The organism is Streptococcus sp. HMSC065E03 (assembly GCF_001815045.1).
Taxonomy (GTDB): domain Bacteria; phylum Bacillota; class Bacilli; order Lactobacillales; family Streptococcaceae; genus Streptococcus; species Streptococcus parasanguinis_AD.
Genome location: NZ_KV818850.1, coordinates 63,189 through 90,068 on the forward strand (window position 1 = coordinate 63,189; position 26,880 = coordinate 90,068).

Below are 26,880 nucleotides of genomic sequence, written 5' to 3' on the forward strand. Positions count from 1 at the left end.
CTTTCTATGTATCTAGTCTATTATATCATAACCTTCACTATTTGCCCACCTTCCAATATTGGATCTGCTAGTTGACCACTGCCAAGCCAGCTGATTTTCAGCATTTTTTCTATTCATTTGTAACCTAAATGTTAGAAAAAAAGATCCTCTTATGCTAGACTGGTAGCATGACAACAGTAGCTTTTATGTCCGATTTACATATTGATTCGAACAACTTCGGCAAAGAAGAATTAGAGACCCTGATCACTCTTTTCAAGGACAAAAAAATTCAACATCTCCATATTGCAGGAGATATTGCCAACGGCTTTGAAAAGACCTCACAGGAATTTTTAGACCAACTTCAATGTCACCTTCCTGTGACCTTTAGCTTGGGAAATCATGATATGCTGGGCCTATCAGAAGAAGCCATAAGACCTTTTGAATTTCAAAAGATTCCCTTCTCCAATCATACGCTTCTTGCTTTTTCGGGCTGGTATGACTACAGCTTTGTTCCTACCGTCTCTCCCCAAAAACATCTTCAAACCAAGAATCTGTTTTGGTTTGACAGACGCCTCCAACGAAGGGGATCTGATCCAGCCATTACCAAAAATCTTTTGCAAGAGCTGGAACAAGAGCTCATGCAAGTGGATCAACCCTTGATTATCGCCATGCACTTTGTTCCTCATAGTCAGTTTCTCCTGCGCCACCCTTATTTTGAACGCTTTAATGCTTTTCTAGGTAGCCAAGCCTTTCATGATCTGTTTAGGCAATATCCTGTCAGAGAAGTGATTTTTGGTCATAGCCACCACCGAATGCCAGCAACAACCATTGACAACATCACCTATCATGCCAGACCTTTAGGCTATGTCCGAGAATGGGAGCTTTGCAAACAATTTTTCGAAGCTTTTCCTGAATATGATTTTCCAAAACGATACGATCCCTACAAACGCTATCGCAGAATCAAAGACCTCCCCGAATTTAATGCATACAAGAAAAAACAGCTTGCTCATGAATTTTCTCAAGCCATGACTATCCTTGAACTATAAAAAAATTGGCCCTTCTGGAACCAATTTCAGATTGAAGACAAAGTCATCTAAAAACTTTCCTTAGGTGAGTACGGACGTCAGCGAACTTCGAAGAAGTTCCATGACTTAGTTTTGGACCCAAGGTTCCAAAACTTCCGAGTGCTAGAAACAATCTTGTTTCTAGCACTTTTCTCACGGCGGAAAGTTTCAGTAGATGATTGAATAACTCTAACAGATAATTTTTTTGTCTTTATAGAATTTATTAGATTTGCAAAGAAGAACGTTTTATCTACGCTCTCAAAATTGCTCCTCCGAAATCATTTTTTTACTCTTCTGTATCCAAGAGATTTTTTGCAACGATTGCAGCCAGAACACCACCGACAATTGGAGCCAAGATAAAGATCCAAATTTGTTGAAGGGCTGCACCACCAACAAAGAGGGCAGGTGCCAAGCTACGAGCTGGGTTAACAGAAAGTCCTGTAATGTTCAAACCAACAAGAATAATCAAAGTCAAGCTCAAACCGATCACAAGACCAGCGATCTTGCCATTACCTTTGGTAGCTGATGTCACTGTCATGATGACCAAAATAAAGATAAAGGAAGCAATTACTTCAAACAAGAATCCGCCAAATGGAGTCACACCCTTCGCTAGGGCATTTTCACCAAGACTAGCTGTTGACATACCTGAATTTGACAAGAGGAAGAGTACTGTTGCAGATGCGAGAACCACCCCCACTACTTGAGCTGCAATATAATTAACCAAGTCCTTTGAAGACAAGCGTTTGTTCACAAACATGGCAATCGAAACAGCCGGGTTCAAGTGGGCACCAGAAACAGTCCCAATTGAGTAAGCTGCTGCAACAATGGATAAACCGAATGCCAAGGCTATTCCTAAATGTCCCAGACCTTCTGTTCCATTTCCAAAAACAATTGCGTTAGTCCCGATAAAGACAAGCATAAATGTGCCGATTACTTCAGCAAAAAACTTTTTCATAACTAAGTTTCCTTTCTTCAAACTGTTGACTAGTTTATCAAAAATCCACACGTACCTCAAGAAATATGCCCAGTATATTTTGCCCGCAAAAAAGCCATCCGAAGATGACTTTTCATGATTGTTTAAATAGCGTTTTTATCTTTTCCAAGCGCTCGTTGGACTGCTTTAACAATCTCAACAAGGACCACGATCATAAGTGCTCCTACGGCAACAACCATCCATTGAGTCAAGCTCAAGTTTGAAACGTGGAAGAGATTATTAAATCCAGGAACCAAAATTGTCACCACAAAGAGGACGAAGGCAACTGGAATAGACCAGTTAAAGGTCTTGTTCGTAAAGAGTCCCACTTTAAAGATTGATTGGTAAACCGACTTAACGTTAAAGGCATGGAGCAATTGGATCAAACCGAGAGTTGCAAAAGCCATGGTAAGGGCATCCGCATGGATTTCAGTATGACTTTGGTGCTCTGGGAAGAGAAGAGCCCAACCATAAACACCTAAAACTAGCATGGTTTGGAAGATCCCTTGATAAATGATTGCTCCGAAGACACCACCATCAAAGAAGTTAGACTTACGCCCACGAGGTTTGTGAGTCATGACACCTGGTTCAGCAGGCTCTACCCCAAGGGCGATAGCTGGTAAAGTATCAGTTACCAAGTTGATCCAGAGAAGATGCACTGGTTGCAACACATCCCAACCAAACAAGGTTGCAAAGAAGATAGTGAAGACCTCAGCCATATTAGCAGACAAGAGATATTGGATGGATTTTTGGATATTTGAGAAGACCTTACGTCCTTCTTCAACCGCTACGATAATAGTTGCAAAGTTATCATCGGCAAGGACCATATCAGATGCTCCTTTAGAAACTTCTGTACCTGTAATCCCCATACCGATACCGATGTCAGCTGTCTTAAGTGAAGGTGCATCGTTGACCCCATCACCCGTCATAGCGACAACCTTACCTTCATTTTGCCAAGCTTTAACGATGCGAACCTTGTGCTCAGGTGATACACGTGCGTATACAGAGTATTGCTTGAAGACTTTTTGGAATTCTTCATCAGTGAGTTCATTCAATTCAGCACCAGTGAAGACATGGTCTTCTGTATCATTTGGATCGATGATTCCGAGACGTTTGGCAATAGCTTCAGCTGTATCTTGGTGGTCACCCGTAATCATGATTGGGCGGATACCTGCTTCTTTAGCGACACGTACAGCTTCTGCAGCTTCTGGGCGCTCAGGGTCAATCATGCCGACCAAACCAGAGAAAATGAGATCAGACTCAACGATTTCAGATTCCAAGGTTGGAATTTCATGGCTTGTCTTATAAGCCATCATCAAGACACGAAGGGCTTGTTTAGCCAAGTCTTTGTTGGTTGCAAGGATAGCATTTTTATCCTCTTCTGTGATTGGACGAACTTCCCCATTGACTTCAATACGAGTCACGCGCTTGAGCAATTGATCAGGAGCACCCTTGACAGCGATAAAGTAAGAACCGTCTGCTTCCTTATGAATGGTAGACATGAGTTTACGGTCTGAGTCAAATGGCAATTCAGCCACACGTGGCTCATCCTTCAAGACTTCACGAACATCAAAGTTGTGGTCCAAACCAAACTGTACAAGAGCTGTCTCCGTTGGATCCCCAATCAGCTTGCCAGATGGGTCCACCTTAGTGTCATTGGCAAAGTTCATGATACGTAGCGTATTGTTGTTAGCAGCAATTTCAGATGCCGAGCTTTGCAATTGACCGTTGGTATAAACTTTTTCAACCGTCATTTGGTTCATGGTCAAAGTACCTGTTTTATCAGATGCAATGATTTCTGTTGAACCAAGCGTTTCAACCGCTGGCAATTTACGGACAATCGAATTACGTTTTGCAAGGGTTGTAGTTCCCAAAGATAGAACGATGGTTACAATGGCAGGGAGACCTTCTGGAATAGCTGCAACCGCAAGGGCAACCGCAACCATCAAGCCTTCTAATGGATGCTCTCCACGAACGAAGACACCAACTAAGAAAGTAATGACCGCAATCACAACAATTAAGTAAGTCAAGGCTTTAGATAATTGTTCCAAGCTTTGCTTCAATGGTGTTTCAGTCTCATCGGCATTGGCCAACATATCGGCAATCTTACCAACTTCTGTATACATACCAGTGTTGGTCACAACCCCAGTACCACGACCATAGGTTACGTTCGAGTTTTGGTACCCCATATTAACGCGGTCCCCAATACCAGCATCTGCTTCAACAAGTCCTGTCACATCTTTTTCAACTGGCACAGACTCCCCTGTAAGAGCTGCTTCTTCAATTTTAAGAGAAGCTGCTTCAAACAAACGCATATCTGCAGGCACGACATCTCCCGCTTCAAGCAAGACGATATCTCCGGGTACCAATTCTTTTGAGTCAATCTCAATAACATGGCCATCACGACGAACACGAGCCATGGGGCTAGACATATTTTTCAGAGCTTCAATGGCTGCTTCTGCTTGCCCTTCTTGGTAAACCCCAAAGGCAGCATTCAAGACAACAACGGCCAAGATGATCATGGCATCCGTTAGACCGTCCATTCCTTCTGTAATCACAGAAAGTGCCGCTGCCACAAGCAAGATGATAATCATCAAATCCTTAAATTGATCAAGGAATTTAGCTAGTAGGCTACGTTTTTCACCCTCTTCCAACTCATTACGACCATAATTCGCTAAGCGTTCTTGAGCCTGGGCGGTTGACAAACCTTCGACAGATGAGTCCAAGTTCTTTAGGACTTCCTCAGAAGATTGCGTGTAAAACAAATCTTTATTTTGTTCTTTTGACAAAACAGTCTCCTCCTTTTTGGCCTCTTTTTACAAAAAAAGAGACCTGTTTTTTAAAAAAACAAGTCTCGCTGTTTAATATAGTGCCGGAAATAATTCGTAATGACGACACTATCGCGGAAAACCGCCAGCTACTCCCTTGAGTGGTTTTATTATACCATTTTTATAGAATAAAGCAAGCGGGATCTCTAATAATTTAATGAGGTCTATTCTTCCCATTCCACTAGTAATTGATAATTGGCAAATTCCTGTTCTCCATCGAGAGTTAACAAGCGATAAGAGAGGTGCAAATGACCTGCTTCTAATTGAAAGAGGTCTGTTGTAATCAAAAACTGCTGAATGCCCATCGGAGTTGGGATGATTGCCCCACCATCTTCATTTTTGTAGAAACGCATGATGGATTTAGGACTTGAGAATCGTGTCATGACCAATTCATCGTTGGAAAATTTCAAAGCAACCTTTTCATCTTCTTCATTGGTATACAAGAGATATTGAAAACCTGCTTTTTCCTTCCATTCACCTTGATAGTACTGATCAACGATTTCCATTTCTTCTCCAAATCGAATGGTATTTTGAATGCGAATCTGCATCTTTGTCTCCTTCTCTTCTTTTCTTGCCTTACTATTCTATCAAATTTTACGCATTTTGACTGCCCCTATTAGCCTCTAGATCGCAAAATAGGCTTTTTTTTGCTATAATAGACCCATGAATGAAAAAGTCTTTCGCGATCCCGTACATGATTACGTTCATGTGGATCATCCCATCATTTATCAATTAATTAATAGTAAAGAATTTCAACGACTACGCCGCATCAAACAACTGGGGACATCTGGTTTTACCTTCCACGGTGGGGAGCATAGTCGTTTTTCTCACTGTCTTGGCGCCTATGAAATTTCAAGACGCATCCTGTCCATTTTTGAGGAAAAGTATGCAGAGCAATGGAATTCTGATGAAAACTTACTGACCATGACAGCCGCCCTTCTTCATGACATTGGACATGGTGCCTATTCTCATACCTTCGAAGGACTCTTTGGGACCGATCATGAAAAAATGACCCAGCTGATCATCACCAGTCCAGAGACGGAGGTCAATCAAATCCTCTTACAGGTAGCACCTGATTTCCCAAACCGTGTAGCCAGCGTCATTGATCATACCTATCCCAATAAACAAGTGGTGCAATTGATTTCTAGTCAAATTGATGTGGACCGGATGGATTATTTACTGCGGGATGCCTATTTTACGGGTGCTTCCTATGGAAAATTTGACTTGACCCGTATTTTGCGTGTCATTCGACCGATTGAAAATGGTATTGCCTTCCAACAAAATGGCATGCACGCTGTCGAGGATTACGTGGTCAGCCGTTACCAAATGTATATGCAGGTCTACTTCCACCCGGCTACTCGTGCCATGGAAGTCCTCCTTCAAAATCTACTCAAACGCGCTAGAACCATTTATCCAGATCAGAAAGAGTATTTTCAACTGACTTCACCTCGCTTGATTCCATTTTTTGAAGAAGAGGTCACCATTCAAGACTACCTAAATCTAGATGACGGTGTGATGAATACCTATTTCCAAGTCTGGATGGATAGCCCGGATACCATCCTGTCTGATCTTGCTCAGCGCTATATCAATCGGAAAGTCTTTAAGTCGATTCTATTTACAGAAGATAAGCGGAAAGACTTAGCAATCCTTGAAAAACTGATTAAAGAGGTTGGCTTTAATCCAACCTACTACACAGCTATTCATCAAAATTTTGACCTGCCTTACGATATTTATCGACCAGAGCTTGAAAAACCACGGACCCAGATCGAGATGATCCGAAAAGATGGGAGTCTCGCTGAATTGTCTCAGTTGTCTCCACTCGTCGCTGCTTTAGCAGGAACTCGCTATGGGGACAACCGCTTCTATTTTCCAAAAGAAATGCTGGAGGTTAATGGACTTTTCAGTAAGCAAGTAGAAGAATTCACTTCTTACATTACCAATGATTATTTTACAGGAGAGACGGATGTCCATTAAATTAGTTGCGATCGATATCGATGGTACACTCCTCAATTCAAAAAAAGAGATCACACCTTCCGTATTTGAAGCCATTCAAGATGCTAAAGCCGCAGGCGTTAAAATCGTGATCACAACCGGTCGTCCTATCGCAGGGGTCTCAAAACTTTTAAAAGAACTCCATTTGATGGATCCTGGAGACTATGTCATTACCTTTAATGGCGGTCTGGTGCAAGAAACTGCTACTGGAAAAGAACTCATCAAAGACCTTTTACATTATGAGGACTATCTCGATATCGAGTCTCTTGCTAACAAACTCCAAATCCACTCTCATGCTATTACTAAAGACGGCATCTATACCAGCAATCGCGATATCGGACGCTACACCATTCATGAATCTCAACTGGTCAATATGCCCCTTTATTACCGGACGCCTGAAGAAGTTCGAGAGAAAGAATTTGTCAAGGCCATGTATATCGATGAACCAGATATTCTGGATACTGCGATTGCAAAAATCCCAAAAGAATTTCAGGACCGCTTCACCATGATCAAATCAGCCCCTTTTTATTTAGAAATTCTAGGAAAAACGACCAATAAGGGAGCTGCCGTTCTTCATCTAGCTGAACGACTTGGAATCCAGCAAGAAGAAACCATGGCTATCGGAGATGAAGAAAATGACCGTTCCATGCTAGAAGTCGTGGGACATGCTGTCGTTATGGAAAATGGCAATCCAGCTCTTAAAAAAATTGCTACAACTATTACCAAATCAAATGATGAATCTGGCGTTGCATACGCCATTAGAAAGTGGGTATTATAAGAAATGTACCATTACCAGCTAGGAATTTCTGCTAGTGAGCATGATGACTTTGTTATTCAGAGTGACCAAACCAATCTCTTACAAAGCAGCTCATGGGCAAAAATCAAAGATAATTGGGGAAATGAACGGGTTGGTTTTTATCAAGAAGACCAATTAGTCGCTGTTGCAAGCATCTTGATTCAACCCTTGCCACTTGGCTTTTCCATGCTCTACATTCCTCGAGGCCCGATCATGGATTACCAAAACAAGGAGCTGGTTTCATTTGTGATCCAGTCCCTTAAAAAGATAGCCAAACAATACAAGGCATTGTTTGTGAAGTTTGATCCAAGTCTTTTCTTGAGTAAACATTTGATTGGACAAGAAAAGACGGAAGCTCCTGCTGTGCAAGCGGTGATCGACACCTTAACTAAAGAAGGTATTGAATGGACTGGCCGAACCAGTGATATGGCAGAAAATATCCAACCACGCTTTCAAGCGAATATCCACAAAGAGTTTTTCACTGAGCAAGATCTTTCAAAATCTACTCGACAAGCCATCCGAACTGCTCGAAACAAAGGGATCCAAGTCCAATTTGGCGGAACCGAATTGTTAGAGGACTTTGCTTCTCTCATGAAAAAGACTGAGGCTCGTAAAAGCATTCATTTACGTGGAAAAGACTACTACGAAAAACTGCTCACAACCTACCAAGGACAATCCTACATTACTTTGTCTACGCTAGATCTCGAGAAACGGAAAACCTCCCTTACAAAAGATCTTGAAAAAAATAAGGCAGAGGCTGAAAAATTCACAGAAAAAACAAAGCCTGGCAAGGTTGAGAATAACCAAAAAGAAAAAGAGCGGATAGAGGAAGAACTGCAATTTCTTGAACAGCATCTCCAAGCAGGTAGACAGATCGTTCCTTTATCTGGGACCTTAAGCCTTGAATTCGGTGGGACGTCTGAAAATGTTTATGCAGGGATGGATGAAGAATTCCGCCGTTACCAACCTGCTATCCTCACCTGGTATGAAACTGCCCAACACGCTTTCGACCGTGGTGCTTCTTGGCAAAATATGGGGGGCATTGAAAATTCACTCGATGGTGGTCTCTATCATTTCAAATCAAAATTTAATCCTGTCATTGAAGAATTTGTTGGGGAATTCAACCTCCCAACCAGTCCACTTTATCCACTTGTAAACAAAGTCTACAAGATCCGGAAAAAATTAAGGAGTAAATAAAGTTACATGACTCTTACGACAATTTCAAAAGAAGAATTTACCTCATTTGCAAATACTGTTTCCCATCGTTCCTTCATCCAGTCTGCTGAAATGGCAGATCTGCTTGAAAAGCGAGGAAATACCGTCCAATTTATCGCTTGGAAACAAGAAAATCAAGTCCAAGTGGCAGCAATCTTGTACAGTCTTCCTATGACAGGTGGTCTCCATATGGAAATCAATTCTGGCCCTCTTTACCAAGAGGAGGCTATGCTAGAACCCTTCTATGCAGCTTTAAAAGACTATGCGAAAGAAAATGGAGCTATTGAACTCGTTATCAAGCCCTATGATACCTATCAAACCTTTGACAGTGACGGTAATCCAACCAGTGAAGAGCAAACCCATTTCATGGATACCCTTAAAAACTTGGGCTATCAGCATGATGGTTTAACAACAGGTTATCCAGGTGGAGAAGGTGATTGGCATTATGTGAAAGATATGGAGGGTATCACCGAAAAAAATCTTCTCAAGAGCTTCAGTAAAAAAGGAAAGCCACTTGTCAAGAAAGCCAAATCTTTCGGTATTGAACTGAAACGATTAAACCGAGATGAACTGCAACTCTTTAAGGATATTACTTCCTCTACCAGTGACCGTCGCGACTATCAGGATAAGACCTTGGATTATTACCAAACTTTCTATGACAGTTTTGGCGACAATGCAGATTTCATGATCGCAACACTGAACTTCCACCATTACTACACGAATCTTGAAAAAGACCAAGGAAAACTAGCACAGAAGATTGAGAAATTACAGAAGGATCTTGAAGTCAACCCCAATTCAGAGAAAAAACAAAATCAACTTCGTGAATTCTCTAGCCAGTTTGATACCTTTGAGGTGAGAAAACAGGAAGCAAAAGAATATATTGAAAAATATGGAGATCAAGACGTCATTCTTGCAGGTAGCCTCTTCGTCTATCTGCCACAAGAATCCACCTATTTATTCAGTGGCTCTTATACAGAATTTAATAAGTTCTATGCTCCTGCTGTTCTTCAAGAATATATGATGCTTGAAACCATCAAACGTGGTATCCCAAGATATAACTTCCTTGGTATTCAAGGGGTCTTCGACGGCTCAGACGGTGTGCTTCGTTTCAAACAAAACTTCAACGGCTACATCGTCCGTAAGATGGGGACCTTCCGTTATTACCCAAGTCCTCTGAAATACAAACTGATTTCTCTCATTAAGAAACTATTAGGACGTTCCTAACTCAAAAGACCAGCTTTGTAGCTGGTCTTTTCTACTATAAAAAAAGACGAGAAATCTCTCGCCTTTTTATATGTCATTATTTAACAAAGTCAAGCAATGCCAAGAAGCTTTCTGGATCAAGTGATGCACCACCCACAAGAGCTCCATCAACGTCTGGACAAGCCATGTATTCAGCAACGTTTTCAGGTTTCACTGAACCACCGTATTGAACACGTACTTTGTCAGCCACTTCTTGACCAAAGTCAGCAGCTACAACGTCACGAACAACTTTACACATTTTTTGTGCGTCGTCTTGTGAAGCTGATTTACCAGTACCGATCGCCCAGATTGGTTCGTATGCGATAACTGTTGAAGCTACTTGTTCTGCAGTCAATCCTGCAAGAGCAGCTGAAACTTGAGCCCCTACGAATTCTGCTGCTTTACCAGCTTCGTAAGTTTCAAGACTTTCACCACAACAGATGATTGGAAGCATACCGTTCGCAAAAATTGCTTTTGCTTTTTTGTTGATATCTTCATCAGTTTCGTGGAAGTAGTCACGACGTTCTGAGTGACCGATAACAACGTAGTCAGTACCGATTTCTTTCAAAACTTGTGGGCTAGTTTCACCTGTGAAAGCACCTGCATTTTCAAAGTAGCAGTTTTGAGCAGCAACTTTAAGGTTTGAACCTTTAGCAGCAGCAAGAACAGTTGTCAAGTCAAGAGCAGGTGCAGCAATCCCAGCTTCAACAAGATCAGATGAAGGAAGTTTTGATGCTACTGCTTCAACGAATGCTTTTGCTTCTTCTGGGTTTTTGTTCATTTTCCAGTTACCAGCAATAAATGGTTTACGTGACATTTCACATACCTCTTTTTTCTATTTTTATACTAACTATTTTACCATAATTTTCGTCATAATGAAAGGTTGCACAAACTCTTTTACTTTTTAAAACAATAAAAACCCCGTCTTCACGGGGTTTTCTGTCTGTCTATATAATTGTTAATCTGGGAACTAGATCGAATTAAGCTTCGATTTCAGTAACCATACCTGAACCAACAGTACGTCCACCTTCACGGATTGAGAATGTAGTACCTTGTTCAACGGCGATTGGGTGGATCAACTCAACGTCGATAGTCACGTTATCACCAGGCATTACCATTTCAGTTCCTGCTGGAAGTTCGATAGATCCAGTTACGTCAGTTGTACGGAAGTAGAACTGTGGACGGTAGTTGTTGAAGAATGGAGTATGACGACCACCTTCTTCTTTAGTAAGGATGTAAACTTCACCTTTGAATTTAGTGTGTGGGTTGATTGAACCTGGTTTAGCGATAACTTGTCCACGTTCGATTTCATCACGTTGGATACCACGAAGAAGCACACCAACGTTGTCCCCTGCAAGACCTTCGTCAAGTTGTTTACGGAACATTTCAACACCAGTAACAACCGCTTTTTGGATTTCTTCTTTAATACCAACGATTTCGATTTCGTCGTTGACTTTAACAACACCACGGTCGATACGTCCTGATGCTACAGTACCACGTCCAGTGATTGAGAATACGTCTTCGACTGGAAGAAGCAATGGTTTGTCAGTATCGCGTTCTGGTTCTGGAATGTACTCATCAACAGTGTTCATCAAGTCCATGATGATATCTTCATATTTAGAGTCACCTTCAAGAGCTTTAAGAGCTGAACCTTGGATAACTGGAAGGTCATCACCTGGGAAATCGTATTCTGAAAGAAGGTCACGGATTTCCATTTCAACCAATTCAAGCAATTCTTCATCGTCAACCAAGTCAACTTTGTTCATGAAGACGATCAAGTGTTTAACACCAACCTGACGTGAAAGAAGGATGTGCTCACGAGTTTGTGGCATTGGTCCGTCAGTTGAAGCTACTACAAGGATAGCTCCGTCCATTTGAGCGGCACCAGTGATCATGTTTTTAACGTAGTCCGCGTGTCCTGGAGCGTCGATGTGAGCGTAGTGACGTTTTTCAGTTTCGTACTCAACGTGCGCAGTGTTGATAGTGATACCGCGTTCGCGTTCTTCTGGAGCAGCATCGATAGACGCATAGTCTTTAGGTTGGTTAACTGATGAAGGCAAGCGACGTGCCAAAACAGTTGTGATTGCTGCAGTTAGGGTAGTTTTACCGTGGTCAACGTGTCCGATTGTACCGATGTTAACGTGCGGTTTACTACGATCGTATTTTTCTTTTGCCATTTGAGTAAAAGCCTCCAATAAAATATATTTTATAGATAGACAGTAGGCAATACAGTCTAACTTTCCTTACTATTCTATCGAATTTTAGATAAAATTGCAAGCCTTTTACCTATATTTTCTTAATTATTCCTCTTCTTTTCTTTTATTTTATCAGCTTGCTGAAAGATCCTGATCTAGCTTTGAAAATTCTCATTTTAAATCTTCTATTTAAGCCATTACATACCTTTTGCTCCTTTAATATCAGGGACTAAAAAAATCGGAACAATGTTCCGATTTTTTTAACCTGAATTTCGTAATCCTGTAGCCACTCCATTGATCGTAATATGGATTAGCTTGTCTTGATCGGCTGGTAGTTGTCCAGTCCGTTGACGTCGAATCAATTCTAACTGAATATAGTTCAAGACGTTAAAGTATGGCATCCGATAGTCCAAACTTTCTTTCAAATAAGGATTTTCAGCGAGCAACTCGTCTTGTTCCTCAATCATCAAGATGATGTCCTTGGTCAATTGCCATTCATGTAAGATAATCTGATAGATATTGCGAACTTCTTCTTCTTCACACAATTGGGCGTACTCAAAGGCAATATCCATATTAGCTTTGGATAAGACCATATCCACATTTGACAAGAGAGATTGGAAGAAAGGCCAGTTTTTATACATGTATCGAAGGGTTTCGATATTCTCAGGATCCTCATCGATAAATTCCTTAAAGCTAGAACCTACTCCATACCAACCAGGGAACATCACCCGACTTTGTGACCAAGAGAAGACCCAAGGAATAGCACGCAAACCACCAATTTCTGTAATGGTCTTACGAGCAGCTGGGCGTGAACCAATATTAAAACTTGAAATTGCTTTGATCGGACTTGATTCAAAGAAGTAATCATAGAAGTGCTCATTTCCAAAGACCAAATCACGATAGATATCGTAACTGCGATTCACGACTTTATCCATGACTTCCCCGAAACGATCAAACATAGAAAATGGACTCTTTTGTTCGGCAATCATTCGGTTAATGGTTGCAGAAACGAGCATTTCAAGGTTGTAGTAGGCAGCATCTTTATTTCCATATTTATTGCCGATCACTTCCCCTTGCTCAGTTAAGCGGATACGGTCATTAATGGATTTCAATGGTTGAGACGTGATGGCTTCATAAGTAGGACCTCCACCACGACCAACAGTACCACCACGACCATGGAAGAAGGTAATCTTCACTCCAAACTCATCTCCGATAGCGGTCAATTGTTGTTGGGCTTTAAAGAGCGTCCAGCATGAAGACAAGTATCCACCATCTTTGTTGGAATCAGAGTATCCTAACATAATCTCTTGGTAGTTGTTCTTAGAAGCAATCCAACGTTTGGCAATCGGAAGAGACAAGTAACTTCTCATGGTTTCTTCTGAGTGATCCAAGTCTTCGATCGTTTCAAACAACGGTACGATTTGAACGCGAGCTTTTTCCGTATCGACTAAGCCCACTTCTTTCAACATCACAGCCAATTCTAACATATCTGACACACTGGTTGCATGAGAAATGATGTTTTGACGAATGACTTCTTCTCCTAAACGATCTTTCAATTCACGGGCCGTTTGGAAAATCGCTAATTCTTTTTCAAGCAGTTCAGATTTTTCTGCATGGGTTGCTGATAAAATACGTGGGTCTTCTAAAAGTTCTTTCAAGAGAACTTGACACTTTTCATCCTCTGATAAATCAGAATAATGGTCATTAATTCCAGCTGATTTCAGCAATTCTGCCACACAGGCTTCATGCACACTCGAATCCTGGCGCATATCAATAGAGGCCAGATAGAATCCAAAAACATCGATGGCTTCTAGAAGTTCTGCAAATTCACCAGAAATCAAATACTCTGATTTGTTTTCTAACAAGGAATCTTTGATCTTTTCAAGGTCTTCTTTAAATTCTTGAGCAGAGGCATAAGCTGGAGCTTCTTTCTCAGAAATTTTCTTTAGAGCTCCAGAGATACGATTGCCGATATAATCAGAAACTGGCCCTTGTTGATGAGCATTTGCTCCTAATAACCTCTCGACAGCATAACGATCTTCTCTGGTTTCTCCCACCATCGTCCATTCTTTTAAATTGACCAAGGTTTGGATCAATTTTGACTGGATATAGTGGAAAGCCCGACGGTAAGGTTCTTTTTCACGAAAGACGGATGTATCACTGGATAGGGCTGCCATTTCAGCTACTGCTTCACTTGTTTTAGAAAGACTCGTTGAAAGGGAGAAATGACGGTATAATTTAGAAATCTTTTCGATGTAATAGTTCAAAATGACTTCGCTTTGAATAGTTGCTGAACGCTTCAAGGTCTCAGCTGTTACAAACGGATTCCCGTCCCGGTCTCCCCCGATCCACATGCCCATTGTGATCGGACGTGGTTGTTCAAGCTCTAATCCATGCTCTTTTGCCAAGCGTTTGTATTCCAACATCAGGTTTGGAACAGCTTGCAAGAAAGAGCTATTGTAATATTCCATAACGTTGGTGATTTCATTAGTAACCTTCAATTTTTTGTCACGAATCATATCCGTTTGCATCATGATTTCGATATTACAACGAAGGTTGTTATACCACTTATACTCATTCATTAAACCAGCTTTAACATCCCGGTGCTGACGAAGAAGAGCATGAATATGATTGGTTAAATCCAGCATGGTTTTTCGTTGCACTTGAGTTGGATGGGCTGTTAAAACAGGTACAATATTGAGATTTTCAAGAATTTCTTGTGCATCTTCATTTTTCGCAACTTCTTTAATGGTTGAAGAAAGTTTTCCGAGGTATTCACCATCCACGTTATTCAAATGATTGATTTCATAGGCCAAATCAACATCTTCTGAGATGTTAATCAAGAGTGGTAAAATGGCAAAATAACGTGAAATCACTGTCATTTCTTCATTTGTCAATTGTTCCACTATTTGATTTAACTCACGATAGTTCTGTGTTTTTGATAGATCCTTCAACTGCCTAATTTTATCAAAGGTTTCCGGACGAACCAAATTTTTCGTAATATCATCTAATAAATTGGTTAAGATTTCGGCTTCTTCTTTGATAATATCTTTATTTGTGAAGTTCTCTAATTTTTGTAAGACCATTTTTTCTCCTTTTTGAATAGCCATTCAACAATTCCCTTTTAATAATAAGGTTTGATTTTACCTTTTTCTTCAAAAACCATGCCTTCTTGTTCCATCTTAGCCCGTTTTTCACTAGCATCGATATTCAAAACGAAAGCAATCGCTACGGATAAGACCCATAAGCTATTTCCCCCTTGGGATAAGAAGGGGAAGGTCACTCCTGTAGACGGAATCAAACCAGAAATTCCTCCGATGTTAATAAAGGTTTGCACTAAGATCATCCCACCGATCCCAATGGCCATCATCGAATTAAAAGGATTCTTTGCTCGAATACCGACTAAAATGATCCGAAGAATTAAAAAGAATAGGAGAGCAAGGATCAAGCTAGCTCCAACAAAACCTAATTCTTCAATCACAATTGCAAACACAAAGTCTGTGTGCGCTTCTGGTAAGTATCCTTGTTTTTCAATGGAATTTCCTAGCCCCAAGCCAAACCAACCACCGTTACTCATGGCATAGTAAGAATTAGCTAATTGGTGACCTGCGCCAGACAAGTCATTAAAGGGGTTAAAGAAGGCACTAAAACGTTTGGCCACATAACCAAAGACAGGAATTTTAGCGACACGATCCACACCGATGATCCATATTGAACCAAGGACAATGGTGGATACCCCAACAACTAAACCAAGTAAAGAGGTAAACCAACGGTAACCCACTCCACTAGCCGTAATCATGATCAAGACCGTTAAGGCCAAGATCGTCGCATTTCCCAAGTCCGGCATAATCACAACGATTCCAATCAGAATCAAGGTCAGCCAACGCCAATCGTTTAAATTCCTTGGAATCCATTCATTGTGGGTCAAGGCTTGATAATCATAATCGCGTATCTCGTCTTGTCGTTTAGAAAAGATCAAGGCTAGATACCAGACTAAGATCACCTTGAGGTACTCCGCTGGCTGGATACTGAAACCTCCAGGAATTGTCAACCAACCGTGAGCTCCATTGACCGTATCCGTGATAAACCTAGACAAAATCAACAAAATCACTTCAATAAAGATGACAAAAGCCAGCACTTTTTTATTTCGAAGAAACTTTAAGCTAAATTTATAAATCAAGGCGATGGTTAGGAGACTAAGGATAAAAAAGAGCCCCTGGGTCCGGACCATCCGAATCGAACTCACTCCACTTTGAATTGCCAAGGCACTTGTTGTCGAATAGACAACAATCAAGCCAATGATGGATAAAATCAAATAGGGAATGAGGATGGAATAATTTAAAAGATGTCTTTTTTCAATTTTCATAATTCACCATATTCCTAATATTCAACCTTCATTATATCATTTTTAAGAAGCAAAACCAAGGAAAGGCCAGAAAAGATTCGGCTTCTTCCCCATTTTCAAGAAATATTCTAATCATTCTTCTTATTTTCATATATTTTTATCCTTTTTCGATGAAAAGATTCCTTTTTTTTTGAAAATAATGGCTGAAATCAGCATCTTTTAAGCATTAAGTTTTGCCTTTTCATTTTTTTTACGGTAAAATGTTTCTGTATGAGAAAAAGGATAAAACCCGTTGTTCTCTTGGTCTTTTTTATCGGTATCATTTCTTTTCTCGTTCTCTCACGAACGATTGCCGATCTGCAAGCCAGAGAGCGACAAGAAACAACCAAAACCATTCCGAACTCCAATACACCTAAAAAAACAACCACTGCAAGCTCTTCTTCTAAAAAAGAAGAAGACATCAATCCAGAACTGGTTGGCCGTCCGATCATTGATATCTCAGGCTGGCAATTGCCTAGTGAAATTGATTACGATGTCCTTTCCCAAAATGTGGGAGGTGTAATCGTACGTGTCCATAGTGGGGCTCAAGCTAAAAAGGAAAATGCGGCAACCTACTTAAATGGTCTGGATAAATCTTTTAAAACTCATATCCAAGAATTCCAAAAACGAAATATCCCTGTCGCAGTCTATGCTTATGTCGCTGCTAAGGATAAAAAAGAAATGGAAAAAGAAGCAGAAGAATTTTACAAGGCTGCTTCTCCTTACAAACCGACCTACTATTGGTTAGACGTTGAGGAAAAAACCATGAAGGATATGAATGCAGGTGTTGAAGCTTTCCGAGCAAAACTACAAGCTTTGGGTGCAAAAAATATTGGACTCTATATCGGAACTTACTTCATGGAAGAACATAGTATCTCCACTGATAAATTTACGGCTCTTTGGATTCCTACTTATGGATTTGATGACGGCTACTATAATGCCGCGCCAGATACCAACACGGAATACGACTTGCATCAATATACCTCTCAAGGGCAATTAAATGGATTCTCACACTACTTGGATCTCAACCAAATTGCTCCGACGCAAGACCAAGAAGCGATTTATCGGAAACTTTTCAAAGTACAAAAAGATAACTCTTCCTCATAGCCTTAAAACAGCAGATCAAGTGATCTTCACTTTTTCTGCTGTTTTCTATTTTTAAGGAGAAGACAATATCGTCGCTATTATATGTTATAATGGTCTAATGAAATCTGATTTTGTAGAGAAAAAGAGAAAAGGAGAAAGCCATGGCAAAAAAAAATAAAGTAAAAAAAACCTTAGTCGAGCAGATCTTGACTAAAGCAAAAATTGAGCACGTAGGCTTACAAATCAACGCTTTAGAAGGGATCTTACCAGAAGGGATTGATCGCTCTACTATTTTCAAAACCCTAGCTCTCAAAGGAGATAAAACGGGTCCTGTGATTGGGATCATTCCTATTACGGAACATCTTTCAGAGAAAAAATTGGCCAAATTATCGGGAAATAAGAAAGTCGCTATGATTCCTCAAAAGGATCTCGAAAAGACAACAGGTTATATTCATGGGGCCAATAATCCGGTGGGCATTCGTCAAAAGCATCCTTTCCCAATCTTTATCGATGAATCAGCCCTTCAGTTAGAGACCATGATCGTATCTGCCGGGGAAATCGGCCATAGTATTCAAATCAAACCACAACTTCTAGCAGACTTCGTACAAGCGACTTTTGCAGATATTTTAGAATAATGACAGAGAAGGAGACAAGATTGTGAAACTATATTTTATTCGACACGGACGGACAGAATGGAATGAAGAAGGACGTTTTCAGGGATCAAATGGCGATTCTCCGCTGTTACCAGCCTCTATTCATCAGCTTGAAAAATTAGGAAAGCACCTAGCTACTGTTCCTTTTGATGCAGCCTTTGCAAGTGATCTGCCACGAACAGTCCATACCGCACAGATCATCCTCGATCAATTGGAGACACCTCTAGAATTGCAAGCAACGCCTGCTCTTCGTGAGTGGAATTTGGGAAAATTGGAAGGAGCTAAAATTTCTACTATTTCAGCTATCTATCCCCAACAAATGGATGCCTTTCGCCATAACCTAGCCCGCTTTCAAAATGAAATCTTTGATGCAGAATCTGTCTATGAAACGACCAAACGTACCTGTGATTTTATAAAAAGCCTGAAAGGAAAAGAGCTCGATACTGTTCTCATCGTTGGACATGGGGCTAATTTGACAGCTTCTATTCGAACCTTGCTTGGTTATGAAACAGGAGAACTCCGCAAAAATGGCGGACTAGATAATGCCAGCGTGACGATTCTGACAACAGATGATTTTGAGCATTATCACTTAGATACTTGGAACGACACCTCTTATATGGAAGACTAAAAAACACTGATCTTGCGATCAGTGTTTTCTTTTAGCTTATTTCATAGTTGGGAAGAGAAGGACGTCGCGAATCGTTGTTACATTTGTCAACAACATAACGAGACGGTCAATACCAATTCCAAGTCCACCTGTTGGTGGCATACCATATTCGAGGGCTTCAACATAGTCATAGTCGATGCCTGTAGCTTCGTCATCTCCCAATTCTTTCGCACGCGCTTGTGCTTCAAACCGTTGCAATTGATCGATCGGATCATTCAATTCCGTGAAGGCATTCGCATACTCTTTGGTCATGATGAAGAGTTCGAAACGGTCAGTGAAGCGTGGATCTTCTGGATTTTTCTTAGCCAATGGAGATACTGCTACTGGGTGACCGTAAACAAAAGTTGGTTGTGTCAAGGTTTCTTCAACGAATTCTTCGAAGAAGGCATTGATAATTTGTCCCACTTCTGTGTAGTGTTTTTCAACTGGTACATGTTTTTCGTTTGCCAGTGCTACAGCTTCTTCAAAGGTCATGTCTTTCCAGAAGTCAACACCTGTGATTTCTTTAATCGCATCAACCATGTGAACCCGTTTGAATGGTTCATTGATTTTGATTTCTGTTCCTTGGTAGTCAATTGGACCATCACCATGGACCGCTTTCGCAGCATGTTGGATAATGCCTTCAGTTAAGTCCATGATATCGTGGAAGTCAGCGTAAGCTTGATAGACTTCGATCGAAGTGAATTCAGGGTTGTGAGTGGCATCCATACCTTCGTTACGGAAGATCCGTCCGATTTCATAGACGCGTTCCATCCCACCAACAATCAAACGTTTCAAGTGAAGCTCAGTCGCGATACGAAGCACCATGTCAATGTTTTGTGCATTGTGGTGAGTGATAAATGGTTTAGCAGCCGCACCACCAGCTTCATTGTGAAGCACTGGTGTTTCCACTTCAAGGAAGCCTTGACCATCTAAATAACGACGGATTTCAGAGATGATTTTTGAACGGGTTACAAAGCGTTCGAAGCTTTCACGGTTTGAAATCAAATCCAAATAACGTTTACGATAGATGGTTTCAACGTCTGAAAGTCCGTGGAATTTTTCAGGCAAAGGACGAAGGGCTTTTGACAAGTGAGTGATATGAGTTGCTTTAATCGAAAGTTCACCCATATCTGTGCGCATGATTTCCCCTTCAACACCAAGGAAATCACCAAGGTCTGCTTTTTTGAAGATCTCGTAGTTTTCTTCTCCAACAGCATCCTTACGAACGTAGATTTGAATTTGACCTTCACGGTCTTGAAGATGGGCAAAGCCAACCTTTCCTTTTCCACGTTTTGTTACAAGACGACCGGCAATAATAGCTGTTTCGTTCAAGTCGTGGAGTTGTTCTTTATCTAATTCTGAATATTTTTCTTTTAATTGACCTGAATTTGCAGTACGTTCGAATCGTTTTCCAAATGGATCGATTCCTTGTTCACGAAGGGCCGCCATTTTCTCACGACGGACAATCTGCTGGTCATTCAATTCTTCCATGTGTTCAGTAGTCATTTGGAACCTCCTAAGTTATTCTCCCCTATTCTATCATATTTGGACCAGAAATTCACTAATATTTACCAATTAAACAAAAATAAGGCTAGGTAAAATGTAACCTCTCGAAGCTATACTCAAATAATATCCGAAAACTGTCGTTGACTGCTTAAACTGTTTAACCTGTACAGGGCGAGATAATTGAAAAGGTTTCGACAAACTATTCAACAACAGCAGCAAAAAGGAGCGTGGAGAATCTTAAACCATTCATCCTGACTCGCTCCTATTTTTATTCATAACGCAGTGCTTCGATCGGATTTAACTTAGAAGCCTTATTCGCTGGTAAAATTCCAAAGATGATGCCTACAAAAGCAGAGAAAATAATACTGCCGATAGCGACATTTAAGGAAATAATCGGTGGGCCTTCTAGGGAGGCTGCTGCGAGTGTAGTAATCAAGCTATTCACACCATAAGCAAGTCCAAGTCCAATCAGCCCACCAATGATGGTCAAGACCATCGACTCAATCAAAAATTGAACCAGAATCTTACCTCGAGTTGCTCCCAATGCTTTGCGAAGACCAATTTCTCTCGTCCGCTCTGTCACAGAAACCAACATGATATTCATGACTCCAATCCCGCCAACCAAAAGGGAAATCCCTGCAATGGCACCGATCACTGACGTCATAATTCCTACTACTTTTTTGGTTTCCTCTAGGATGCTATCCAAATTAAAGATTTGAAATTCTCCTTGGCGAACACCTGAAAGTTCTGTTAACTTTTGAGCAGCCTCAATCCCAACGGTTTTAATCTGCTTCACATCTGGCACATGGACGACAATATTTTGAATTTCATCCGTTCCGAATTCAGAGGCGAGTTGGGTATTGGCCATCAAGGCACTTCCACCTGAGGAAGCTCCGTAAAGAGCTGTTCCTGCATTTGGATCCTTGAAAATACCAACGACGCGATAATTGTTATCCCCAACAGAGACCACCTGATTCAGTGGATTCTCCGTTCCAAATAATTGTTGGGCCAATCCTTCATCAAGGAGCACCACCCGGGAGAAATTACTATAGTCTGAAGGGGTTAATTTTCGTCCAGATAAGAGCTCAACCTTTTTGACAGAAAAATAGGTTTCATTTACTCCTTGGATGTTTACCCCTTCTGCTTTTTTCTTTTGAAAAGCAATGGTTGCATTGGAGGTATTGCTAACATAGTAACCATCGATGCCTTGAATCTTGGTTAATTCCTTAACCCAAGATTCTTGCACAACTGGTGGTGCTTCTTGGACTTGACCATCAACATCTTCAGCGTTTTCCCCATCGATATCCGATGGAGCAGCCATCCCTCGGTCTTCAGCCGCAGGGCCACTTTCGCCTCCGCCTTCTCCTGTATCTTCAGAAGGGCCAATATTGATTCCTGTCACATAGCCACTCTTGTTGGGAGAATAAGAGATTTGTACATACTCTTGGTCCTTGGTAAAAGTCTTGGTGACACCAGCTTTCATACCATCTCCCAGAGCCATGATGACAACGACAGAAGCAACCCCAATAATGATCCCCACCATGGTCAAGAAAGACCGTAATTTATGGCTCATAATCGAGCTGATCGCAAATTTCCAATTTTGCATTAGGTCCCCCTTTCCAGCTTGCTATCTGAGGAGATCACTCCGTCACGAATAACGATGCGACGATGCGCAAAGGCTGCAATTTCTGGCTCGTGTGTAACCATGATAATGGTTTTTCCTTCTTGGTTTAGCTTGGTTAACAAGTCCATTATTTGCTCCCCTGTCTTGGTATCTAGAGCTCCAGTCGGCTCATCTGCTAAGACGATGGCTGGCTGATTGACAAGGGCTCGAGCAATCGCAACCCGTTGTTTTTGACCCCCTGAGAGCTCTGAAGGCAAATGGTGCATGCGAGAATGGAGCTCTACCTTTTCAAGGTACTGCTCAGCTAATTCCTTCCGTTTAGCAGGATGAACTCCCGCATAAATGAGAGGCAGTTCCACATTTTGAAAGGCATTGAGCTTGGAAAGAAGAAAGAATTGTTGAAAGACAAAACCGATCTGTTCATTTCGAACACGTGCTAATTTTTTCTCACTGAGATTTCCAACCTCCTGACCTTCTAGGAAATACTCTCCACTGGTCGGTCGGTCCAACAAGCCAATGACGTTCATCAAGGTCGATTTCCCTGAGCCCGATGGACCCATAATGGCCACAAATTCTCCCTCTTCGACTTCTAAATCGATGTCTTTTAAGACACGAAGTTCCTGGTCCCCATTTTTATAGGTTTTATTGATTCCTTTTAGTTCAATCAATTTTGTCATATTTTCCGATCTCTTTTCCATCTTCCAGTTTCTCATTAGGATTCACAATAACTTGGGCATCTTTCTTCAAGCCTGACAAGATTTCCTGGTTTTCTGCATCGGCGTTACCAAGCGTCACTTTTACTTTCTTAGCCTTACCATTTTCGACCGTCCATACATAACTCGTATCTCCATCAGCCATGACACTGGTCACGGGAACAAGGGGATGTTGAGTAGAACTTTTGACTTCAATATTGACAGAAAAGCCTTGTTTGAGTTCCCCAATGTCACTAGTAATATCTACTGTGAATGGGTACTTGGCTCCCCCACTTCCTTGTGTTCCACCTGCTGCATTGGCCCCTGCTTGACCCGCGTCAGTCGGATAATTCGCTACATAAGAAATCTTTCCTGTCCAGGTTTTATCCGGATAAACTTTGGAAGTGAGAACCACTTCCTGACCTTCAGAGATATTGGCCAAATTGTATTCAGATAATTCCCCTTTGACTTGTAAATTTCCGTTGCTCACAATGTGAACCAGAGTTTGGTTGGTCCCTGTAGTCGATTTTGAAACATCTTTATTGACTTCGACCACAGTGCCATCTGTATTACTCTTGACTGTTGTCGCATCCAGAAGTGCCTTAGCCTTGTTCATATTATCAACCGCATCAGACTTGGCATCTCGTAAATCGCTAGCTTGAGAATCAACAGTGCGTTGGGTCTGTGAAGCTGACTTGGCATCTGCTTCTTCATCTCCTGTCGTATCAATGCTCACACCATTTGTCAGTAAATCATTTAACTGACGATCTGCCTTATTGACAGCACGAACGGCTGCATCGTAAGCTGTTTGGGCCTCCGTACTGCTATATTGAACGATTGGCTGACCGGCCGTCACTTGATCTCCTACATTGACCAAAATCGACTGCAAATCACCTTTGGTTCCATCAAAATAGACATACTGCTCCTGATTGGCAGTGACCTTCCCAGTTAACAAGACCGAAGAAGCGATCGAGCCATCCTTGACCGTTTGCACCATTAGAGTTTCTTTAGTGACTGCTTGATCAGGAGTACTTGGATGTGAAAACACCATCACACTTCCTGTTCCAATCACCGCAATTGCCGCACCTGCGGCTGTAAATAGTTGCCATTTTTTCAATTTCTTCATCGTTTTTCTCCATCAAAGAAAGCGTTTTTTTCTATACCATAGTATACCATATTTCCTTACTTTTCTATCTAAAATTGACACAGCAAAATGAAATTTAAATGCTTGGGAAATGCTAAACCCTTGACTTTTGTAACAGTTGATATTACAATCAAACTGAAATCCCATTTAGGAGGAAAACATGAAAGAATTTGATATTATTTCAATCGGTGGAGGTAGTGGAGGAATCGCTACGATGAACCGGGCTGGGGAGCACGGAGCACGCGCTGCTGTCATCGAAGAAAAACAATTGGGGGGCACCTGTGTCAACAGAGGATGTGTGCCTAAAAAGATTATGTGGTATGGTGCACAAATTGCAGAAGCCATTCGCGATTACGGGCCAGACTATGGTTTTACTTCTGAACAGACCAAATTTGATTTTGCAACCTTAAGAAAAAATCGTGAAGCCTATATTGATCGTTCTCGGAATTCTTATGATGGTAGTTTCAAACGCAATGGAGTCGAACTGATTGAAGGTCGTGCTCGTTTTGTGGATGCTCATACGGTTGAGGTAAATGGAGAGACCATCAAAGCCAAGCATATTGTAATTGCGACAGGAGCCTATCCTCATATTCCTTCTGTTCCTGGAGCAGAATTTGGCGAAACATCCGATGATGTCTTTGCTTGGGAGGAACTTCCAAAGTCTATTGCTATAATTGGAGCTGGCTACATTGCGGTAGAATTAGCCGGTGTACTTCACCATCTAGGCGTTCAAACGGACCTCTTCATTCGAAAAGATCGGGTATTACGTAGTTTTGATTCTTCCATTTCTGATGGTTTAATGGAAGAAATGGAAAAACAAAGACTTCCTCTTCACAAGCATAAGGTTCCCATGAAGCTTGAAAAATTAACAGACGGACGTGTCAAGGTTTACTTTGAAGATATGACCAGCCATGTAGCGGAACATGTCATCTGGGCAACCGGACGCAAACCAAACGTCAAGGATCTGAATTTAGAAGCAGCAGGTGTTACTTTAAATGAAAAGGGATTTATCGCAGTAGATGATTACCAAAACACCGTTGTTCCGGGCATCTATGCTCTTGGTGATGTCACGGGTGAAAAAGAGTTGACTCCAGTGGCCATTAAGGCTGGGCGAACCCTTTCTGAAAGACTATTTAATGGAAAAGTCGATGCTAAAATGGATTATACTAGCATCCCTACCGTTGTCTTTTCTCACCCTGCTATCGGAACGGTGGGCTTAACGGAAGAGGAAGCCCTACAAACTTATGGAAAAGAGAATATTAAAGTCTATACTTCTCAATTTGCTTCTATGTATACCGCCGTTACCCAACACCGCCAGCAGGCAAAATTTAAACTCATCACTGCGGGGCCAGAAGAAAAAGTCGTTGGTCTCCATGGACTTGGATATGGCGTGGACGAAATGATCCAAGGATTTGCCGTTGCTATCAAGATGGGAGCGACAAAAGCCGATTTCGATGCAACTGTCGCCATTCACCCAACTGGATCCGAAGAATTTGTGACCATGAGATAAAAAATAAGCTTGAAGTCCTTGTACTTCAAGTTAAAAGGACTATTTCAATAAATAATAGTCCTTTTTCATTTATCTAATATTGGTAAAAGCCTTAAAATTTACAATATAAAATATTTTTATATTTAAAACTTCACTAATTTGTGATATAATTCACTTTGTAGGATGTCTTTTTCGACTGCAGACTAGTGGGAGGTGCATTTTTATTGGTGTTGTCTTGAAAAAGCGACCTATGAAATTTCTCAATTTTGTAAGTTTTTGGCAACCACATACAAATTGATGTAAATGATTGGAGACAAATGGGAGAAGAAAATGAATCAAAAGAATCTAAGTAGACTTGTAAAAGTCTTCTTTCTTATATTTTTACCATTATTATTTATCATATTTTCGCAATCCGATATGGTAAAAGCTGGAGATGTAAGTAACAATATTAGCTCACTTACTGTTTCATCTCAAGAAATCACAGATGGGGGACAAACAACCGTTAAGTTTACATTTGATGAGCATGCCCAAAAGATTCAACCAGGGGATACATTAAAAGTTAATTGGACTAGTTCTGGAACTATCTTTGGTGTAGGATTTAAAAAGACTATTCCACTGAGTATTGATGGAACTTATGTTGGAGACATGGTCATTACAGATGGATCTGCGACGGTGACTTTTAATGAAGGCATCAAAAACCTTCAAAACATCCGCGGTTGGGGTGAGTTTGAGATTGAAGGGCATAATGATACAGCAACCGATAAGGAGCATGTCGGGAAATTCACTATTATTAGTGGAGCTAGAAAAGTAGAATTAAACGTTAAGAAAATGGCTACTGGTGTTAACAGCGCTCCATTCTATCTCAAAGCGGGTGATATGCACGCGAATGATCCTGAACATATTCTTTGGACACTAACCATTAATGCAATGAACTTAGATGTAGATGGTGATGTTCGTGTTGAAGATGACATCCAAGGTGGTCATTCACTTGTAAAAGATAGTTTTAGTATTACTACTACAGGTAACAAACCAGGATATTACGGTGGCTCAACTGCTATCGATGATTTCTTAGCAGACTTTCCTGGAGCAACTTTCACAATTGACGCAACCGGAAAAATTAAGGTTACTATTCCTCAAAGTGAAATTAATAAGACTGGCGTCCTGATCTTTTACCAGACTAAAGTAGAGAATGAAAATCAAAAGAATTTCTTAAATAATACTAAGGTATGGTATCACGTTAAAGGTGAGCAAGCCGTTGTTGCCAAGGAAGTTAATGCATCTGTTGCAAATATTAATGCAAACGGTGGTGTGGATGGCGATATGACATCAACAACCACTACGACTCAAGAGCCGACTACCACAACTACTA

21 protein-coding genes are annotated in these 26,880 nt (G+C 41.0%); 10 read left to right on the plus strand and 11 right to left on the minus strand.

The annotated features are described in order from the left end of the window. Positions 1 to 167 precede the first annotated feature (167 nt). A complete protein-coding gene (locus tag HMPREF3002_RS04520) occupies positions 168 to 1,025 on the plus strand; it encodes a metallophosphoesterase (RefSeq protein ID WP_070665405.1) in 858 nt (285 codons plus the stop codon). Between the two features lie 304 nt (positions 1,026 to 1,329). Here HMPREF3002_RS04520 and HMPREF3002_RS04525 read toward each other — a convergent pair whose 3' ends face one another. From HMPREF3002_RS04525 to HMPREF3002_RS04535, 3 genes are all read right to left on the minus strand, one after another. Next, a complete protein-coding gene (locus HMPREF3002_RS04525) occupies positions 1,330 to 1,998 on the minus strand; it encodes an MIP/aquaporin family protein (protein WP_070665406.1) in 669 nt (222 codons plus the stop codon). A gap of 122 nt (positions 1,999 to 2,120) precedes the next feature. Beyond that, a complete protein-coding gene (locus tag HMPREF3002_RS04530; protein WP_070665407.1) occupies positions 2,121 to 4,805 on the minus strand; it encodes a cation-translocating P-type ATPase in 2,685 nt (894 codons plus the stop codon). A 203-nt stretch (positions 4,806 to 5,008) separates the two neighbouring features. Then, positions 5,009 to 5,392: a YwiB family protein gene (locus HMPREF3002_RS04535; protein WP_070665408.1), complete on the minus strand. Its 384-nt coding sequence runs from the start codon at positions 5,390 to 5,392 to the stop codon at positions 5,009 to 5,011. Between the two features lie 115 nt (positions 5,393 to 5,507). Between HMPREF3002_RS04535 and HMPREF3002_RS04540 the strand changes: the two genes are divergently transcribed. Genes HMPREF3002_RS04540 through HMPREF3002_RS04555 form a run of 4 tightly spaced genes read left to right on the plus strand, consistent with a single transcriptional unit; the run spans position 5,508 to position 10,071 of the window. Next, positions 5,508 to 6,818 (plus strand): HD domain-containing protein, encoded by a 1,311-nt coding sequence (locus tag HMPREF3002_RS04540; protein ID WP_013903868.1) that lies wholly within the window; start codon positions 5,508 to 5,510, stop codon positions 6,816 to 6,818. Next, positions 6,808 to 7,614 carry a sugar-phosphatase gene (gene yidA, locus HMPREF3002_RS04545; protein WP_070665409.1) on the plus strand — a complete coding sequence of 269 codons (807 nt, stop codon included), beginning with the start codon at positions 6,808 to 6,810 and terminating at the stop codon, positions 7,612 to 7,614. The genes HMPREF3002_RS04540 and yidA overlap by 11 nt, the downstream gene beginning before the upstream one ends. 3 nt (positions 7,615 to 7,617) lie before the next feature. Next, positions 7,618 to 8,829: an aminoacyltransferase gene (locus tag HMPREF3002_RS04550; protein WP_070665410.1), complete on the plus strand. Its 1,212-nt coding sequence runs from the start codon at positions 7,618 to 7,620 to the stop codon at positions 8,827 to 8,829. 6 nt (positions 8,830 to 8,835) lie between these two features. Further along, positions 8,836 to 10,071, plus strand: coding sequence for an aminoacyltransferase (locus HMPREF3002_RS04555; RefSeq protein WP_070665411.1), 1,236 nt, complete (start codon positions 8,836 to 8,838; stop codon positions 10,069 to 10,071). 76 nt (positions 10,072 to 10,147) lie between these two features. On the opposite strand, the gene tpiA is transcribed toward HMPREF3002_RS04555, so the two are convergent. From tpiA to ftsW, 4 genes are all read right to left on the minus strand, one after another. Continuing rightward, a complete protein-coding gene (gene tpiA / locus HMPREF3002_RS04560; RefSeq protein WP_045763546.1) occupies positions 10,148 to 10,906 on the minus strand; it encodes a triose-phosphate isomerase in 759 nt (252 codons plus the stop codon). Between the two features lie 163 nt (positions 10,907 to 11,069). After that, positions 11,070 to 12,266 (minus strand): elongation factor Tu, encoded by a 1,197-nt coding sequence (tuf, locus tag HMPREF3002_RS04565; protein WP_070665412.1) that lies wholly within the window; start codon positions 12,264 to 12,266, stop codon positions 11,070 to 11,072. A gap of 278 nt (positions 12,267 to 12,544) precedes the next feature. Next, a complete protein-coding gene (ppc, locus tag HMPREF3002_RS04570; protein ID WP_070665422.1) occupies positions 12,545 to 15,370 on the minus strand; it encodes a phosphoenolpyruvate carboxylase in 2,826 nt (941 codons plus the stop codon). A 38-nt stretch (positions 15,371 to 15,408) separates the two neighbouring features. After that, positions 15,409 to 16,650, minus strand: coding sequence for a cell division peptidoglycan polymerase FtsW (gene ftsW / locus HMPREF3002_RS04575; RefSeq protein WP_070665413.1), 1,242 nt, complete (start codon positions 16,648 to 16,650; stop codon positions 15,409 to 15,411). A 249-nt stretch (positions 16,651 to 16,899) separates the two neighbouring features. On the opposite strand from ftsW, the gene HMPREF3002_RS04580 reads away from it, so the two are divergent. From HMPREF3002_RS04580 to HMPREF3002_RS04590, 3 genes are all read left to right on the plus strand, one after another. Beyond that, on the plus strand, positions 16,900 to 17,775 hold the full coding sequence (locus HMPREF3002_RS04580) for a GH25 family lysozyme (protein ID WP_070595065.1): 876 nt from the start codon (positions 16,900 to 16,902) through the stop codon (positions 17,773 to 17,775). 140 nt (positions 17,776 to 17,915) lie between these two features. Then, complete coding sequence (locus HMPREF3002_RS04585; protein WP_049507671.1) at positions 17,916 to 18,389, plus strand: aminoacyl-tRNA deacylase; 474 nt, start codon at positions 17,916 to 17,918, stop codon at positions 18,387 to 18,389. A gap of 22 nt (positions 18,390 to 18,411) precedes the next feature. Then, positions 18,412 to 19,035: a histidine phosphatase family protein gene (locus HMPREF3002_RS04590; RefSeq protein ID WP_070665414.1), complete on the plus strand. Its 624-nt coding sequence runs from the start codon at positions 18,412 to 18,414 to the stop codon at positions 19,033 to 19,035. Positions 19,036 to 19,071: 36 nt separating this feature from the next. Here HMPREF3002_RS04590 and lysS read toward each other — a convergent pair whose 3' ends face one another. The 4 genes from lysS to HMPREF3002_RS04610 all read right to left on the minus strand — a co-directional run bounded on the left by lysS (position 19,072) and on the right by HMPREF3002_RS04610 (position 24,004). Continuing rightward, a complete protein-coding gene (lysS, locus tag HMPREF3002_RS04595; protein WP_070665415.1) occupies positions 19,072 to 20,562 on the minus strand; it encodes a lysine--tRNA ligase in 1,491 nt (496 codons plus the stop codon). 268 nt (positions 20,563 to 20,830) lie between these two features. Continuing rightward, entirely contained in the window at positions 20,831 to 22,168 is a 1,338-nt protein-coding gene (locus HMPREF3002_RS04600) for an ABC transporter permease (protein WP_070665416.1), read from the minus strand. Then, positions 22,168 to 22,863 carry an ABC transporter ATP-binding protein gene (locus HMPREF3002_RS04605; RefSeq protein ID WP_003002759.1) on the minus strand — a complete coding sequence of 232 codons (696 nt, stop codon included), beginning with the start codon at positions 22,861 to 22,863 and terminating at the stop codon, positions 22,168 to 22,170. The genes HMPREF3002_RS04600 and HMPREF3002_RS04605 overlap by 1 nt, the downstream gene beginning before the upstream one ends. Then, a complete protein-coding gene (locus tag HMPREF3002_RS04610; RefSeq protein WP_070665417.1) occupies positions 22,847 to 24,004 on the minus strand; it encodes an efflux RND transporter periplasmic adaptor subunit in 1,158 nt (385 codons plus the stop codon). The genes HMPREF3002_RS04605 and HMPREF3002_RS04610 overlap by 17 nt, the downstream gene beginning before the upstream one ends. Before the next feature lie 178 nt (positions 24,005 to 24,182). Between HMPREF3002_RS04610 and gorA the strand changes: the two genes are divergently transcribed. Both gorA and HMPREF3002_RS04620 read left to right on the plus strand, forming a co-directional pair. Beyond that, on the plus strand, positions 24,183 to 25,532 hold the full coding sequence (gene gorA / locus HMPREF3002_RS04615) for a glutathione-disulfide reductase (protein WP_070665418.1): 1,350 nt from the start codon (positions 24,183 to 24,185) through the stop codon (positions 25,530 to 25,532). Positions 25,533 to 25,841: 309 nt separating this feature from the next. Next, a partial coding sequence (locus HMPREF3002_RS04620) for a collagen binding domain-containing protein (protein ID WP_070665419.1) occupies positions 25,842 to 26,880 on the plus strand: 1,039 nt, incomplete at its 3' end.

Bases quoted from the DNA above. Each gene is read 5' to 3' on its own strand.
- gorA (WP_070665418.1), top strand. From the start codon at position 24,183: ATGAAAGAATTTGATATTATTTCAATCGGTGGAGGTAGTGGAGGAATC.
- ppc (WP_070665422.1), bottom strand. From the start codon at position 15,370: ATGGTCTTACAAAAATTAGAGAACTTCACAAATAAAGATATTATCAAA.
- HMPREF3002_RS04605 (WP_003002759.1), bottom strand. From the start codon at position 22,863: ATGACAAAATTGATTGAACTAAAAGGAATCAATAAAACCTATAAAAAT.
- lysS (WP_070665415.1), bottom strand. From the start codon at position 20,562: ATGACTACTGAACACATGGAAGAATTGAATGACCAGCAGATTGTCCGT.
- HMPREF3002_RS04600 (WP_070665416.1), bottom strand. From the start codon at position 22,168: ATGCAAAATTGGAAATTTGCGATCAGCTCGATTATGAGCCATAAATTA.
- ftsW (WP_070665413.1), bottom strand. From the start codon at position 16,650: ATGAAAATTGAAAAAAGACATCTTTTAAATTATTCCATCCTCATTCCC.
- HMPREF3002_RS04535 (WP_070665408.1), bottom strand. From the start codon at position 5,392: ATGCAGATTCGCATTCAAAATACCATTCGATTTGGAGAAGAAATGGAA.
- HMPREF3002_RS04610 (WP_070665417.1), bottom strand. From the start codon at position 24,004: ATGAAGAAATTGAAAAAATGGCAACTATTTACAGCCGCAGGTGCGGCA.
- tpiA (WP_045763546.1), bottom strand. From the start codon at position 10,906: ATGTCACGTAAACCATTTATTGCTGGTAACTGGAAAATGAACAAAAAC.
- HMPREF3002_RS04580 (WP_070595065.1), top strand. From the start codon at position 16,900: ATGAGAAAAAGGATAAAACCCGTTGTTCTCTTGGTCTTTTTTATCGGT.
- HMPREF3002_RS04525 (WP_070665406.1), bottom strand. From the start codon at position 1,998: ATGAAAAAGTTTTTTGCTGAAGTAATCGGCACATTTATGCTTGTCTTT.
- yidA (WP_070665409.1), top strand. From the start codon at position 6,808: ATGTCCATTAAATTAGTTGCGATCGATATCGATGGTACACTCCTCAAT.
- HMPREF3002_RS04540 (WP_013903868.1), top strand. From the start codon at position 5,508: ATGAATGAAAAAGTCTTTCGCGATCCCGTACATGATTACGTTCATGTG.
- HMPREF3002_RS04520 (WP_070665405.1), top strand. From the start codon at position 168: ATGACAACAGTAGCTTTTATGTCCGATTTACATATTGATTCGAACAAC.
- HMPREF3002_RS04585 (WP_049507671.1), top strand. From the start codon at position 17,916: ATGGCAAAAAAAAATAAAGTAAAAAAAACCTTAGTCGAGCAGATCTTG.
- HMPREF3002_RS04550 (WP_070665410.1), top strand. From the start codon at position 7,618: ATGTACCATTACCAGCTAGGAATTTCTGCTAGTGAGCATGATGACTTT.
- HMPREF3002_RS04555 (WP_070665411.1), top strand. From the start codon at position 8,836: ATGACTCTTACGACAATTTCAAAAGAAGAATTTACCTCATTTGCAAAT.
- tuf (WP_070665412.1), bottom strand. From the start codon at position 12,266: ATGGCAAAAGAAAAATACGATCGTAGTAAACCGCACGTTAACATCGGT.